At 36.5% G+C, this 14,017-nt stretch carries 15 protein-coding genes; 6 read left to right on the top strand and 9 right to left on the bottom strand.

What is annotated here, in order from left to right:
* Positions 1-205 precede the first annotated feature (205 nt).
* Positions 206-625: a redox-sensitive transcriptional regulator HypR gene (gene hypR / locus HMPREF2846_RS02505; RefSeq protein ID WP_070625534.1), complete on the top strand. Its 420-nt coding sequence runs from the start codon at positions 206-208 to the stop codon at positions 623-625.
* 19 nt (positions 626-644) lie between these two features.
* Positions 645-1,970: a hypothiocyanous acid reductase MerA gene (merA, locus tag HMPREF2846_RS02500; protein WP_070625532.1), complete on the top strand. Its 1,326-nt coding sequence runs from the start codon at positions 645-647 to the stop codon at positions 1,968-1,970.
* Between the two features lie 94 nt (positions 1,971-2,064).
* Here the strand turns inward: merA and HMPREF2846_RS02495 are convergent, their stop codons facing one another.
* Both HMPREF2846_RS02495 and HMPREF2846_RS02490 read right to left on the bottom strand, forming a co-directional pair.
* Positions 2,065-3,591 (bottom strand): sodium:solute symporter family protein, encoded by a 1,527-nt coding sequence (locus HMPREF2846_RS02495; RefSeq protein WP_002480217.1) that lies wholly within the window; start codon positions 3,589-3,591, stop codon positions 2,065-2,067.
* 31 nt (positions 3,592-3,622) lie between these two features.
* On the bottom strand, positions 3,623-4,504 hold the full coding sequence (locus HMPREF2846_RS02490; RefSeq protein WP_002480218.1) for an N-acetylneuraminate lyase: 882 nt from the start codon (positions 4,502-4,504) through the stop codon (positions 3,623-3,625).
* Positions 4,505-4,750: 246 nt separating this feature from the next.
* Here HMPREF2846_RS02490 and HMPREF2846_RS02485 point away from each other — a divergent pair, with 246 nt between their 5' ends.
* On the top strand, positions 4,751-5,617 hold the full coding sequence (locus HMPREF2846_RS02485; protein ID WP_023014826.1) for an ROK family protein: 867 nt from the start codon (positions 4,751-4,753) through the stop codon (positions 5,615-5,617).
* Positions 5,618-5,711: 94 nt separating this feature from the next.
* Here the strand turns inward: HMPREF2846_RS02485 and HMPREF2846_RS02480 are convergent, their stop codons facing one another.
* Positions 5,712-6,521 (bottom strand): MurR/RpiR family transcriptional regulator, encoded by an 810-nt coding sequence (locus tag HMPREF2846_RS02480; protein ID WP_023014827.1) that lies wholly within the window; start codon positions 6,519-6,521, stop codon positions 5,712-5,714.
* Between the two features lie 172 nt (positions 6,522-6,693).
* Here HMPREF2846_RS02480 and HMPREF2846_RS02475 point away from each other — a divergent pair, with 172 nt between their 5' ends.
* Complete coding sequence (locus HMPREF2846_RS02475) at positions 6,694-7,362, top strand: N-acetylmannosamine-6-phosphate 2-epimerase (RefSeq protein ID WP_070625530.1); 669 nt, start codon at positions 6,694-6,696, stop codon at positions 7,360-7,362.
* 23 nt (positions 7,363-7,385) lie between these two features.
* Positions 7,386-8,117, top strand: coding sequence for a glucosamine-6-phosphate deaminase (locus HMPREF2846_RS02470; protein ID WP_070625527.1), 732 nt, complete (start codon positions 7,386-7,388; stop codon positions 8,115-8,117).
* Positions 8,118-8,178: 61 nt separating this feature from the next.
* Here the strand turns inward: HMPREF2846_RS02470 and HMPREF2846_RS02465 are convergent, their stop codons facing one another.
* The 6 genes from HMPREF2846_RS02465 to HMPREF2846_RS02440 all read right to left on the bottom strand — a co-directional run bounded on the left by HMPREF2846_RS02465 (position 8,179) and on the right by HMPREF2846_RS02440 (position 13,383).
* Entirely contained in the window at positions 8,179-9,129 is a 951-nt protein-coding gene (locus HMPREF2846_RS02465) for a CorA family divalent cation transporter (RefSeq protein ID WP_070625525.1), read from the bottom strand.
* Between the two features lie 129 nt (positions 9,130-9,258).
* Entirely contained in the window at positions 9,259-10,617 is a 1,359-nt protein-coding gene (locus tag HMPREF2846_RS02460) for an APC family permease (protein WP_070625643.1), read from the bottom strand.
* A 4-nt stretch (positions 10,618-10,621) separates the two neighbouring features.
* A complete protein-coding gene (locus HMPREF2846_RS02455; RefSeq protein WP_070625523.1) occupies positions 10,622-11,344 on the bottom strand; it encodes a gamma-glutamyl-gamma-aminobutyrate hydrolase family protein in 723 nt (240 codons plus the stop codon).
* A 138-nt stretch (positions 11,345-11,482) separates the two neighbouring features.
* Positions 11,483-11,923 carry a MarR family winged helix-turn-helix transcriptional regulator gene (locus tag HMPREF2846_RS02450; protein ID WP_002480227.1) on the bottom strand — a complete coding sequence of 147 codons (441 nt, stop codon included), beginning with the start codon at positions 11,921-11,923 and terminating at the stop codon, positions 11,483-11,485.
* Positions 11,895-12,296, bottom strand: a complete 402-nt coding sequence (locus tag HMPREF2846_RS02445) for a transporter suffix domain-containing protein (RefSeq protein WP_002480228.1) — start codon at positions 12,294-12,296, stop codon at positions 11,895-11,897. The genes HMPREF2846_RS02450 and HMPREF2846_RS02445 overlap by 29 nt, the downstream gene beginning before the upstream one ends.
* Positions 12,297-12,549: 253 nt before the next feature.
* Positions 12,550-13,383, bottom strand: a complete 834-nt coding sequence (locus tag HMPREF2846_RS02440; protein ID WP_002480229.1) for a CPBP family intramembrane glutamic endopeptidase — start codon at positions 13,381-13,383, stop codon at positions 12,550-12,552.
* 112 nt (positions 13,384-13,495) lie between these two features.
* Between HMPREF2846_RS02440 and HMPREF2846_RS02435 the strand changes: the two genes are divergently transcribed.
* Positions 13,496-14,005, top strand: a complete 510-nt coding sequence (locus HMPREF2846_RS02435) for an SA1002 family membrane protein (protein WP_070625521.1) — start codon at positions 13,496-13,498, stop codon at positions 14,003-14,005.
* Positions 14,006-14,017 lie beyond the last annotated feature (12 nt).

The following is a 14,017-nucleotide window of genomic DNA, read 5'->3' as shown; positions in this document are numbered from 1 at the left end:
TCCTACAGTTCAATATACAGTTATAAGTGGACAATCTTTGTCCATTACACAATCTTCTATGTTATTTATCAAATAACTCACTTTATTATTATGAATAATTACCTGTCTTACCCCATTGATAAACCATTATGAGCAAAACTGTTTATTTTTCTCTCAAAATATTGTTAAATGTAATTATAATAGTTACATTAAGAAGGTGAACACTGTGAACTTAGAATTTAATATTGCGGTACATGTGCTGGCTTTCTTAACGAAACATGCAGATGAACGTTTCTCAAGTAAAGCTTTGTCTGAGTTAGTTTGTATTAATCCCGTACAATTACGGCGTGTGACAGGAAAGTTAGTGGAACAAGGCTATATTGATACAGTACGCGGTAAATATGGTGGCTATCAAGCTAATGTTAAAACAGCCAAAGCTGATTTAGCAGATTTGTTTCAATTATTTACTGCTGAACGGACACAAGGTCGTCTTTTTACAGGAAATTCTGCCAGTCATTGTGAGATTTCTCGAAAAATCGGGAATACTATGGCTAAACATCATGCGACGGAACACGAACTGCTGATGCAGTATTATCGTGATTTCACAATTGAAGAAGTTTTACGTGAAACATTAACAGCAATTTAAGAATTTGGAGGAAGATTTCATGACACATTATGATTTAGTGATTATTGGATTTGGTAAAGCAGGTAAAACGTTAGCTAAGTTTGCGGCGAGTGAAGGTAAAGCCGTCGCAATGATAGAGAAAGATCAGAAAATGTATGGCGGTACATGTATCAACGTCGGATGTATTCCGTCAAAAACATTAATACATGATAGTTTAGAAGGCAGTTCTTTTGCGAGTGCGTTTGATCGTAAACGTGAAGTTGTAGACGCATTAAATAACAAAAACTATCACATGTTGGCAGATACACCAGGGATTGATGTGATTAATGCTACAGCGCAATTTAAATCTAATAAAGAAATCGTATTATTAGATGAAGCAGGCCAAGAATTAGATGTCTTAACTGCTGAAGATATTTTAATCAATACAGGTTCTACACCGGTTATCCCAAACATAGAAGGTATTGGAGACTCAAAACACCTTTATGATTCTGCAGGAATTATGGACTTACCATTTAAACCTGAACATTTAGTGATTGTCGGTGCAGGTTATATCGCGTTAGAATTTGCGTCACTCTTCGCACGTTTCGGCGTTAAAGTGACAATGTTTGTACATCACGATACATTGTTGCCAAAAGAAGACCGTGAAATTGTTGAACTTATTGAAGAAGATTTGATTCAAGACGGTGTAAACATTGTCTATAATGTAGAAACACAACGCTTTGAAGATCAAGAACGCAGTACAATTGTGCATACATCACAAGGCGAATTTGAAGCAGATGCTGTTTTACTTGCGACAGGTCGTCATCCAAATACTTCAGACCTTGGTTTAGACCATACAGATATCGAAGTCGGCAAACGCAGTGAAATAAAAGTTAACGAACACCTACAAACAGCCGTACCAAACATTTATGCAGCAGGTGACGTTACTGGTGGCTTACAATTCACATATATCTCACTCGATGACTTCAGAATTATTAAAGACAATATCTTTGGTGAAGGTAAACGTACGACAGAAAATCGCGGCGTGGTACCATATTCTATGTTCATTAACCCACCTTTCTCTCGTGTCGGTATGACTAAAGATGAAGCACAAACTGCAGGTTATGAAGTACACGAAACAAATCTTGCGGTTAAGAATATCCCACGTCATAAAGTAAATAATGATGCACGTGGTATGTTGAAAGCAGTCATAGATGCACAATCAGGTTTAGTACTTGGTGCGACACTGTATTGTCGTAACTCTGAGGAAATTATCAACCTTGTTAAACTAGCGATTGATCAAAACATCCCAGCAGAAGTATTAGCCAACAATATTTATACACACCCTACAATGGCTGAAGCCTTTAATAATATCTTTCAAGTTTAAGTTATAACGAAAGAAAGTGATGCATACTTTGTGTACGCATCACTTTTTTATGTTTATATAAGGTTGTTTTGTTTATCTATTTGATTGTTTCAGCTTATTGTCTTGTTTTGGAAATATACGTAGATGGTTTATCTTTGTCGTAAATTGTTAAACCTGTAATATCTTTCGTATATTTAGCAGGTACGAACAGACTCACAATGTATCCGAATAAGAATGCGATGAAGAATGAAATAATTGATACATAGAATGGTGAGTTCGCGCCACCGATACCTTTTAATAGGTAAGCGACAATAACACCTGTGAATAATCCGACTAAGACACCGAATGTATTCGCACGTTTTGTGAAGATACCAACCGCAAAGATACCTGCTAAAGGTACACCGAATAATCCAGTAACTAATAAGAATAAATCCCATAAGTTGTTAGAATCCGCAGCGATTAAGTAAATCGCAATACCATAGCTTAATAAACCTGCGATAATGATTGTCCAACGTGCAAAGCGAACGTTGCCTTTATCTGTACCTTTACTGAAGAAACGATCTTTAATATCTTCAGAAATACACGCAGAAATCGAGTTCAAACTTGAAGAAATCGTAGATTGCGCTGCCGCAAAGATAGCTGCGATTAATAATCCACCTACAAATGGCGGCATTTGAGTCAAGATAAAGAATGGTACCACTGAAGACGTGTTGAAATCTTGTGGTAACGCTGCTTCGTGTTCATAGAATGAATACATCATTGTACCCATACCATAGAAGATCGGCGCTGAGATTAACGCTAATAAACCGTTAATCCATAATGATTTTTTCGTTTCATCAATAGAGTCTGATGCTTGATAACGTTGTACTACATCTTGACTGGCTGTATATTGATGTAAGTTGTTAAAGATGTTTCCTAGGAAGATAATCGGCAAGGCTGCCGCTGTTGTATTCAACTTCCAGTTATCTACACTCAATAACTTTTTCTCAGCTAATGCATCATGAAGAATTGTGCCGAAACCGCCTTTGATTTCCATCGCACCAATTACGATAATCATGAGGGCACCGCCTAAAAGGATAACACCTTGGATAAAGTCACTCCATACCACCCCTTCGAAACCGCCGAGGAAAGTATAAAGAATACATAAAATCCCTACTAAACTTGCGACTAAATAAGGATTAATGTCAGTAACGGCTGTAATCGCAAGTGTCGGTAAGTAAATAACGATTGCGATACGACCTAAGTGGAACACTACGAAGAGTAATGAACCGAGAACACGGACACTTGGACCGAAACGTGCTTCAAGATATTCGTAAGCTGACGTTACGCGAAGCTTCTTGAAGAACGGTACGTAGAATGCGATTAAAGCCGGGATAATTGCGACAATCGCGATATTCCCTGCGATATACGACCAGTCAGTTAAAAATGCTTTTTCTGGTGTAGACATAAATGTAATCGCACTTAACGTTGTTGCATAGATTGAGAAACCGATGGCCCACGAAGGAAGGCGTCCACTGGCTGTAAAGAAACTATCTGTGCTTTGACCTGCGCGCTTAGTAAAGTACGCTCCAATTATTAACATGACTACTAGATAGGTAATGACCGCTACCCAGTTCCATGTGCCAAAACCCACTTGTTGCATAAACAACACCCCTTAACGTTTTATGTCGGTATTACAAGTTGTATTTATCAATAAGATTATTTAACGCTTCTCTGTTTGATTCATTGAAAGGCGCAAATGGACGTTTCGGCACACCGCCGTCGATACCACGTGATTTTAAGATCTCTTTAAGTGTTGGGTATAAGCCCATGCTTAAAACACCTTCAATAATGTCATTTGTATCATGTTGAATTTGGTAAGCTTCATCAATTTTGCCTTCTTTAGCTAAATCGAAGATTTGACGTGCACGCACACCGTTCACATTATAAGTAGAACCGATGGCACCATCCACGCCTGAAATCGCAGCTTGAACTAACATTTCATCAAACCCTGATAAGATCAGTTTGTCTGGATATGCTTTTCTGATACGTTCTAATAAGAAGAAGTTTGGCGCAGTATATTTCACACCAACAATTTTCTCGTGATTGAACAACTCACCGAATTGTTCGATACTGATGTTGACACCTGTTAAATCAGGAATCGCATAAATAATCATATTATTTTGAGTTGCTTCGATTAAATCGAAGTAATATTGTTTAATCTCTTCGAATGAGAAAGGATAATAGAAAGGTGTTACTGCTGAAATGGCATCATAACCAAGTTCAGTCGCGTATTTACCTAATTCAATCGCTTCATTTAAATCTAATGAGCCTACTTGTGCGATTAATTTCACATCATCGCCGACTGCTTCTTTCGCAAGTCTGAAGATTTGTTTTTTCTGTTCTGTGTTGATTAAGAAGTTTTCACCAGAGCTGCCATTGACATATAAACCGTCTAATTTTTCATGTTCAATCGCGTTTCTCGCTATTTGTTTGAGGCCTTCTTCTTTCACTTGTCCTTGTTCATCAAATGGAACAAGTAACGCAGCATATAAGCCTTTTAATTTTTCTTCCATATCTAAATCCTCCAAGTTAAGTATTAATAGCACAATGGCTATCCTAAACATCCAACAATGTCCCTTGTTTATACTATATTTACACTTTCAATTGTAAACGCTATCATAACCCTACACAACTGGTTTTGAAAGATTGTAACAAAATATGGACAAAATAATGAAAATAATTTTCAAAATTGGATTTACACTTCCTAGTTGAAGTATGCTCTATATATAATGAAGTGGAAGCAGAGGAGGAATCATCTTATGAACCAGATCGCAATAGATATCGGAGGCACAAACATCAAGGCAGCCCTCATCAATGAAAATCAAGAAATTAAAGATTATAAGAAAATCTCAACACCCGATAATGTGCAGACACTGATTATCGATGAAGTGTATCAATTAGCACATGAACTTATCACCAAACATAAGCTAGATAAACCCCATATCGGCATTTCCAGTGCAGGTGTTGTCGATTCAGAATTAGGAGAAATTGTTTATACTGGTCCAACTATTAAAAACTTTGATGGTACGAATTTTCGTCGTTCTTTAAAAGACTTATATTCATCAATGACCGTACACAATGATGTGGATGCAGCCCTACTTGGAGAATTGTCACTCAATGATTATGAAGAGGATAATATTTTTTGTTTAACTTTAGGCACAGGCATCGGCGGTGCATTTTATAATCAACAATTAGGTGTTTATGGTGGTGCACGTTATCGTGCGAATGAAATCGGCTATTTATTATATCGAGACACTGATCAAAAAACGTTTGAACAACGTGCTTCAACGTCAGCCCTCAAAGCTTTGATGCAAGAACGAGATTTTCAATATGGTACTGACGTACCGAAGTTATTTGAACTCGCACAAACAAATGATAAACAGGCACAAGCTATCTTAGAAGAATGGGCAACTTATGTCGCTGAAGGCATCGCTCAAATTCAAATCATTTATGATCCAGGCTTGATTTTAATCGGCGGCGGTATCTCTTCACAAGGTGAAAATCTTATCCAATACATTGAACCTAAAATCAATCAATTCTTGCCACCAAACTATGGACATGCACCTATCCAAACAACAAAAACTGAAAATCACGCTGCATTATTCGGCGCAATTACCGAAGGTTAAAAAAACCGCGCACTATCTCATAGGGTCTTAAGACCCTTGATAGTACGCGGTTTATTTAGTATTCCGTATGTCTGACTGCAGACAACCGTTAGCCTTACTTGTCTTCACCTTTCTCTAATACTGTGCGACGTGTACGTTGATAAAGTTGATTCATATAATCATTGTTCAATAATAAGTAACAGATAATGTCCATCAAGAATGTAGTCGCAGTTTGTGTATTAATAAAGCGTGCATCATTGACGTTCGACTTCGCAGAAGTAATCAAAACTAAGTCTGCATGTTTCGTAATCAGACTGCCTTTATAATTTGTGACCACAGCCACAAAGGCACCTTGTTCATGTGCAATCTTAGCCGCATCTGCCAATTCTTGAGTTTCACCGCTATTAGAAATACCGACAAACATATCTTGTGAAGATAACAATGAAGCTGAAATTTTCATTTGATGCGCATCCGTTGAGACATTACCTCGAATACCCATACGCATCGTACGGTAATAAAACTCACTCGCAGTTAAGCCAGAACTTCCTAGTCCTGCATAACTGACTTGTCTGCTGGTCTTTAAGTAATGCGCAAACCGTTTAATCTTCTCTTCTGAGATAAACTCTCCCGTTTGTTGAATAATATTTTGATGATAACGGTGTATCAATTGAACTAAAGGTGCATTCTCCACAACTTTCTCTGATTTTTCATGTTGTAAATTGAATTTCATATCTTGGAAATTATGATATTCCAACTTATTACTAAATCTAGTAATAGTAGCCGGAGAGGTGCCTATCGCATGTGCTAAAGAATTAATCGTTGAGAAACGATCATCTAATTCATTGGTACGGATAAACTCAATAATCTTCTTATCCATTTTAGTCAGTAAATGGCGGCTACGTTGAACACGATTTTCAAACTTCATGCCTCTTCACTCCCCTTAAGGTATTACATTTACTCTATTATATATGAAAATCTTTTTCAAATGATAGTAAAGAATTGAATATAAATTTCATCGTGTTATGATATGAGTAACTTAACCGACAACCTTTGAACTACTATATTTACAAATTAACAATATTTTGGAGTGTGTGCTTATGTTATCACAAGGTTTAATCGTTTCTTGTCAGGCTTTGCCTGATGAACCGTTACATTCATCATTTATTATGTCAAAAATGGCACTAGCTGCGTACCAAGCCGGTGCAGTCGGTATTCGCGCAAACAGTAAAGAAGATATCATCGCAATTAAAGAAGAAGTACCGTTACCTGTTATCGGTATCGTTAAAAGAGATTATCCAGGTTCAAAAGTATATATTACTGCGACTTCAAAAGAAGTCGATGAACTGATTGAAAGTAAATGTGAGGTCATCGCGCTAGATGCGACAAAACAAGAACGTCCGAAAGAAACGTTAGAAGAACTTGTTGCTTATATTCGTGAAAAAGCACCAAACGTTGAAATCATGGCTGATATCTCCACAATTGAAGAAGCAAAACATGCAGATGAGCTTGGCTTTGATTACGTAGGTACAACATTACGCGGATATACAGACTATACTCAAGGTCATATTCTATATGAAAACAACTTCGCATTCTTAAGGGAAGTCTTAGATCAAGTAAATGCGAAAGTCATCGCTGAAGGTAATGTGATTACACCAGAAATGTATAAAGCAGTCAGTGATTTAGGTGTACACTGTACGGTTGTCGGCGGTGCGATTACACGTCCGAAACAAATTACAGAACGTTTTATTAACGCCGTAAAAGAATAGTCATACTACTTGGAGGATTAGAAATGCAACTCTACAACTTAAGAAATAAACAACTTGCCAGTCAATATGTCGCAATCGAATTCTTGAAACAAATTAAAGCACGCCCTGACGCTGTCTTAGGACTAGCTACAGGCTCGACGATGACAGATTTATATACTCAACTCTCAGATTTATTAAATGCGAATCACGTCGATGTCAGTGGTGTCAGAACGTTCAACTTAGATGAATACGTTGGTGCAGGTCCAAAAGATCTGCATAGCTATTATGCGTACATGCATCAACGTTTCTTTAACCAAAATGAACAATGGAATGAAGACAATATCTATATTCCAAGCGGTGTAGCTGAAGACTTAGTTCAAGAAGCAAAACATTACGAAGATGCGCTTAAAGCTGTCGGTCAACCTGACATCCAAATTTTAGGTATCGGTGAAAATGGTCATATCGGTTTCAACGAACCCGGTACGCCTTTCGATAGCCAAACAAGAGTCGTAGACCTTACACCTTCTACGATGCATGCGAACAGTGTCCATTTCAAACACTCAGAAGATGTACCGAAACAAGCACTGTCTATGGGTCTTTCTTCTATCATGCGCGCAAAACGTATTATCTTACTCGCATTCGGAGATAAGAAAATCGATGCGATACAACGACTCGTTAACGGTGAAACTACAGAAGATTTACCTGCGTCCATCCTTCACAACCACGATAATGTAGAAATCATTGTAGATGACGTCATTTATCAAGCGATTAAATAATGACTTACTATATTAAAATGCCTTTGAAGACAAAATGAATGTCCTCAAAGGCATTTTATAGTTAGAACCACTTTTTCTTCTTAAAGATTAACAACAATACCACTACGATAATGATAGAAAATGCGATGAAAATAAAGTAGTTGTACTGACCATGCAGCTCTGGCATGTTTGTGAAATTCATGCCATACCAACCCGCTAAGAAAGATAACGGGAAGAAGATGGATGAAATAATTGTCAGCACATTAATCACTGAATTAATACGACTTGAGTGATAAGACTGATTATTGTCTTTAATATCATCCGTCAATGCTTCACAAGATTCTAATGTTGCATTTTGATGTTTCAAATGGTTATAAATTTGATGATACAAACGTGCTTTATCTTGACCGCTGTCATAAATATCTAATGTCTGAATCGCATTGACCATTTGTTCCATCGGCAGTAATATCCGCTTCAACTTAATAATCTCAGACCGTATCTCATACACTTGCTTCATAAATGCACGTCGTTGTTTACGATTCTCTTCTTCGTATTGAAATGAAAACACCTGATCTTCAATCGCATTGACATAAGAGAAATAAGACTCTACAATCCCCTTCAATAACTTCAATGCGATTAATCCAGCATCTCGTTTTACTTTATTTGTCTTAACAGCATCAAACAATTGTGTCACCGTTTGAAGTTCAGCATCATGAACCGTAATCACATGATTACCATCTATCGTAATCCCTAATGGTTCCGCTTCAAAGTCCTTTCCATCTATCGCATGCATCAATAAATGTTCAACATCATTTTGAGCATCATGGTAGAGGTTCGGCCGTCTTAATGTATATATAGAAGCTGTAATCTCTTGAATATTCAATTCAAATGTTGCTGCGAGAAAATGCGTTTCTTCTTTCGTCGGCTGTATACAATCATACCAAGTAAACACACTTTCTTTTGGCACTTCTTCAACTTTATCTGTCGCAATAACTTCATGATCTGGTGTCACATATATACAACGTATCGCCATAGTGTACGCTCCTTTCTCTTTCTTATTTTGTATTTTAATTACCCTAATGAAAGAAAAAGTTTCATATACCTACAAAAACACTATCTTCCCTGATGATTCAAAAGAAGATAGTGTCTGCCTACATTCATTTTATACATGTCTGCGTTTTTGGTTTGCTATAAATAACACCAATGGTAAGACAACATAACCAATTACCATCGCAGTAATCGCGAAGTAATTCGGTTCAATATGGTGTGGTGTCACAATAGAGAATTGACCTTTCCAATCAAACTTGATAAGTAACACTACGGTTAAAATTAATGCGATAATTGGTAAAATCACATCTGTAAATTTATTTTTATAGACATTCGGCAATACTTCCCCTCGTGAACGATTATAATAAAACATCATCACACCGATAGGGACTACAATGAATTGAATAAAGCGTGAAATTGAACTTAATACAATGATACTCACCATATTATATTGAAAGGCCATCGGAATAATTAATGCGACTAAGAACGTCGTAATGAACGCATTGAACGGAAAATCATATTTCGTTCTTTGTTTAAACCATGCGGGTACTTGGTTTTCATTCGCAATCGCTTCTAAAATTCTCGGTGTTGAGAATGATCCTGCGATACTAATACCTACCATAGAGATTAAAGCACCATACAAAATAATATTCGAAATAATAGGTGATTCAAACACAGTAACTAAAGATACGACATGTTTGCTGGTTAATACTGCGGTCGGATTAATCATCATAATGACCGCAATAATACTAATATAAATCACTGCGATAATTAAAATGGCCAATGGAATCGCACGTGGCAAATTCTTTTCTGGTGCTTTCATATCCTCCGCACCACTTGCGACACTCTCAAAGCCCACAAAGGCATAAAATGCTGCAATAACTGCCATCACAAAAGTTGATGTATTTAATTTAGAAACATCGACTAATTGATTAATGTCATTAAAGTGAGAATGACCGGTCATCATTACGACGATAAAACCAACAATAATCGTTGTGATTAAGGCAGCGAGTTTACCAATTGTAGCTAAGTTATTGAAAAAGGCAAATACTTTATTACCTGTCACATTCACCAGTAATAACACCACCATTAAAATCAATAACCCGATAGTCACTGATACAAAATCTTGGGCATTACCACCGAAAATTGCGAGTGTGGTTTTCACTACTGCCGTCGCAATGACACCCCAAGCAATACTTGCCGCAACAAAGCGTGTAATCCCTACATAGAAACCTACATTTTCACCAAATGCTGCTGTGGCATAAGCATAAGATGCCCCGCTTTTATTCACATATTTCGCTGCAGCTGCGAAAGTAATCGCTAATACTGCCGCAAAGATTGCAGCGGCGGCATAAACTACTAAAGTATACTTACCTGCTTTTTGAATAACCGCTCCAGGTGATAAGAAAATACCTGAACCGATAATAGAGTTAATCGCTAAAAGGACAATAGACCAAAATCCTAGTTTTTTCATGCTGTCATCTTCTTTCAATTTGATCCACAAAATCTTTAAATAGAGCATCCATACTGTTTTCATGCCACAACATTTCAGGGTGCCACTGAATACCGACCATATATGGATATGATTCTGATTCAAAGGCTTCAATCACCCCATCATTAGATTGTGCCATGACTCTGAAGCCTTCTGCGAGTTGATTAACGACTTGGTGATGGAAAGAGTTCACATAGAATCGACCTTCAGGAAATAACGCACTTAGACGTGTGTTCGGAAAGACTCTGATTTCATGTGTCTTCTCAGTCGGGTTTGTTGGTTGCCAATGTCTGAGTGATTGTATTTGACGATATGACGTATCTTGGAATAAAGAACCACCGTGGAAAACATTTAAGACTTGTGCACCACGACAAATCCCTAGAATCGGTATAAAGCGTTCTTTCGCTTTCTCTATCAATTTAAAATCAAACACATCTCTCGCAAGTAATGTTTCACCTAATTTGTCTTGCGGGTCTTCATTGTATAGTTGCGGACTGACATCTTGTCCCCCGCTTAAAAGTAAAGCATCTACTTGTCTGATTTGTGCTTCTATAATGTCATCGTTATCTGTTATAGGAATAACCATCGGCACAGCGCTTTGTTTCACAATCGAGCGGATATAATCCTGATTGACATAACAACGCTTATAGCCTGGAAACATTCCTGCTTGATCCGTTAATATATTTGCGGAAATACCTATCGTTTTCATGATGTCTGCCTCCTGTTGTTGAATAATTTTAATTATAGTGAGACCGTCGGAATTGTCAATGTGAATTCATAATTTTCAGATATCATCCCAATAAAAAAGACAACCTCCAATTGGAAGTTGCCTTTTAGAATCTATAAATTAAATGATTTTTTGTAACTTTATTAATGCGTTTCTGATTTCTACAAGCTCTTCATATGAGAAAGTATCTGCGCATTTTTTACTAAAATCATGAATATAATCATTAATACTCTCTTTATATTCTAGTCCTTTTTCACCTAGACCAATGATGGATGAACGTTTATCATGGTCATCTTTATACAGATAGATATAATCTTTTTGTTTCAACTTTTGAAGTTGTTGGCTGATGGCACTTTTAGAGACATCTAAACGTTGTGCTAATTCACTTGGTTTCATATCTTGGTTTTCTACTAAGATGGTCATAATCACATGTTGCTGATTGTTTAATTTAAAATGTGAATACTCTCGTTCTTGCTGCATGTATTCTATCGCAATCTCTTCGTTAATTTTGGTGATTTCCTGAGCGACATGTTCAATTTGCGTTAGGTTTGATTGTGTCATGTTTACGACTTCCTTTTTTCACTGTTTTTAATTCAATAACTGTTGTTTGATCTGCTTGTGTTTCATTATAAGGGGCTTCTGTTGCGTTCTCAACGTTCACTTCAGTTGCTTCTGTGACTACAGTTTCTTTTTTCTTGAACCAGTTTTTCGGGTTTAATTTGCTTTTGTATTTTTTAACGACTTGTTTACCAAGCAATACGATTGATACTAAAATATTAACTTCTCCAAATACTAAGACACTGCCGATAATAATTCCTTTAAGTTTTAACGCAATCGGTAAGAATCCGATAAGTGCTGCAACACCGTACATCGCTGCTCCAATAATTAAAAGTGTAATTCCTATTTTAAATTTTTTCGATTTATTTTTAAGCATAATAACCGCCTACCTCTTCCTTGTTTTATTTAATTAGTTTAGTTAACTTAACTAAATTATAAGTGGTGTTTTAAAATTTGTAAACCCCCTAAGCTCAACTTTTTTTAAATTTTTTGATTTGCTTCATATCAATACGCTTTAAAGCCTTGTCACTAAAGGATTTCTTTTAAAAATAAATATAAAAAAATCCTCTTTCATTAATGAGATACTCACATGAAAGAGGATGAAAAAGACTAATTTCATTTGTATTAAGTTAAAAGTTTACTTTGAGCCGCTTCGCCAAATTAATAATCAGCACGATAAACAACACTGTCAAAATAATACTGCCTTCGATACCCATCGTACCGCCAGTCAGTATGTTATCCGTATGATATTTCGTTTTAAACAAACTGAAATTCAGTTCATTTCCACTGACATTAATCCCATAAATACAACCTTGTACGAAGTTCCATATAATATGGAACCCAGCAACTGTCCAAATCGTACCGTCGATTCTGTAGATTAAAGACAAGACAATACCGACTAAGAATATATTCGTCACACCGACAATGGAAATATTAGGGTTCATTCCATGGAGTAAGGTGAAGACCACTGCTGAACACACAATCGCAAAACGATCACCATATCGCTGTGTTAAACGTGTTTGGAGATATCCACGCATCAAAAGTTCTTCTGCGCTTGCTTGAATACAAAATCCAATAAATGCTAAACCGATACCTAATAACACCGTTTGATTCAGCGTATTACCGACAATTGAGATATTGCCAAATAACACTAAAATTAAAATCACTACAGAGAAGACGATAAAGCCGAATAAGCCTCCGATACCTAGCTTTCTAAAAGCATATGTACGGTAAATACCGACTGAACTTAACGGAAGGTGTTCTCTGTTATGTACATACCAAAAGAGAATTAATATTGAAAATATAAATGGGACAGGAAGTAGAATGACTTCTTGAAGGGGATGATTTCTGACCATTAAATAAAAAGGCCCCGCAAACAACCCGCCACCTAGCATCATCAAGATGGATAAGAGTGAAAACTTAAGCCAACTTCCCTTATAATGTTGTGTAAATTGATTTTCCATAAGTTGTTCTCCATTATATAATTAGTATAGTTTATCTATTTAATTTTCTCACAATCGGATATCTACCGCAAATATTATTTTTTAACTTCATTAATCAAAGGACGTGACATCTATGACGCTATTTAACATCATCTTAGTACTTATCATGTTTTTAGCTATTGATTATTTGGCTAATCTCGGTAAAAAGAAAAACGCATTCCTACAAACAGCACTCTTAAGTACACTCTTAATCTTGACCGCTTTTATTGCTTTACTGCTAGGCGTATCTATTATCTTATTAATAAGCGCTGTCATTGACTTGGGTAATGATTTATTCGTAACGGGACTTTTAATGATTTTAACAAGTGGAATTATTGAATTTTTCTTACTTCGTTATTTCATCAAACGTTGGTTCAATGATGTATGGACCTTAACTGTCGTTGAATATTTCATCCAATGGTTATTAGTCTATCTCACACTCTATCAAGTGATGACACAATCATTATCTAGAATTAAATTAGAAGTCGACATCCATACGCTGTTTCATATCTTGAATATCGAAGCTTTGAATTTAACGTTATTGCCTGTGCTTTTAATCAGTTGGATCTCCCTCATCATGCATAAGATTAATCTCAGACAATGAAAAAAACCTATC

The sequence above is a fragment of the Staphylococcus sp. HMSC056G08 genome (genome assembly GCF_001812305.1).
GTDB classification, from domain to species: Bacteria; Bacillota; Bacilli; order Staphylococcales; family Staphylococcaceae; genus Staphylococcus; species Staphylococcus simulans.
Note: the sequence above shows the minus strand (reverse complement) of the source record. Positions and strands in the feature narration are given on the sequence as shown.

Bases quoted from the DNA above. Each gene is read 5' to 3' on its own strand.
- HMPREF2846_RS02445 (WP_002480228.1), bottom strand. From the start codon at position 12,296: ATGCTTAAAAATAAATCGAAAAAATTTAAAATAGGAATTACACTTTTA.
- HMPREF2846_RS02435 (WP_070625521.1), top strand. From the start codon at position 13,496: ATGACGCTATTTAACATCATCTTAGTACTTATCATGTTTTTAGCTATT.
- HMPREF2846_RS02440 (WP_002480229.1), bottom strand. From the start codon at position 13,383: ATGGAAAATCAATTTACACAACATTATAAGGGAAGTTGGCTTAAGTTT.
- HMPREF2846_RS02490 (WP_002480218.1), bottom strand. From the start codon at position 4,504: ATGGAAGAAAAATTAAAAGGCTTATATGCTGCGTTACTTGTTCCATTT.
- HMPREF2846_RS02450 (WP_002480227.1), bottom strand. From the start codon at position 11,923: ATGACACAATCAAACCTAACGCAAATTGAACATGTCGCTCAGGAAATC.
- HMPREF2846_RS02495 (WP_002480217.1), bottom strand. From the start codon at position 3,591: ATGCAACAAGTGGGTTTTGGCACATGGAACTGGGTAGCGGTCATTACC.
- HMPREF2846_RS02470 (WP_070625527.1), top strand. From the start codon at position 7,386: ATGCAACTCTACAACTTAAGAAATAAACAACTTGCCAGTCAATATGTC.
- HMPREF2846_RS02485 (WP_023014826.1), top strand. From the start codon at position 4,751: ATGAACCAGATCGCAATAGATATCGGAGGCACAAACATCAAGGCAGCC.
- merA (WP_070625532.1), top strand. From the start codon at position 645: ATGACACATTATGATTTAGTGATTATTGGATTTGGTAAAGCAGGTAAA.
- HMPREF2846_RS02475 (WP_070625530.1), top strand. From the start codon at position 6,694: ATGTTATCACAAGGTTTAATCGTTTCTTGTCAGGCTTTGCCTGATGAA.
- HMPREF2846_RS02465 (WP_070625525.1), bottom strand. From the start codon at position 9,129: ATGGCGATACGTTGTATATATGTGACACCAGATCATGAAGTTATTGCG.
- HMPREF2846_RS02455 (WP_070625523.1), bottom strand. From the start codon at position 11,344: ATGAAAACGATAGGTATTTCCGCAAATATATTAACGGATCAAGCAGGA.
- HMPREF2846_RS02460 (WP_070625643.1), bottom strand. From the start codon at position 10,617: ATGAAAAAACTAGGATTTTGGTCTATTGTCCTTTTAGCGATTAACTCT.
- HMPREF2846_RS02480 (WP_023014827.1), bottom strand. From the start codon at position 6,521: ATGAAGTTTGAAAATCGTGTTCAACGTAGCCGCCATTTACTGACTAAA.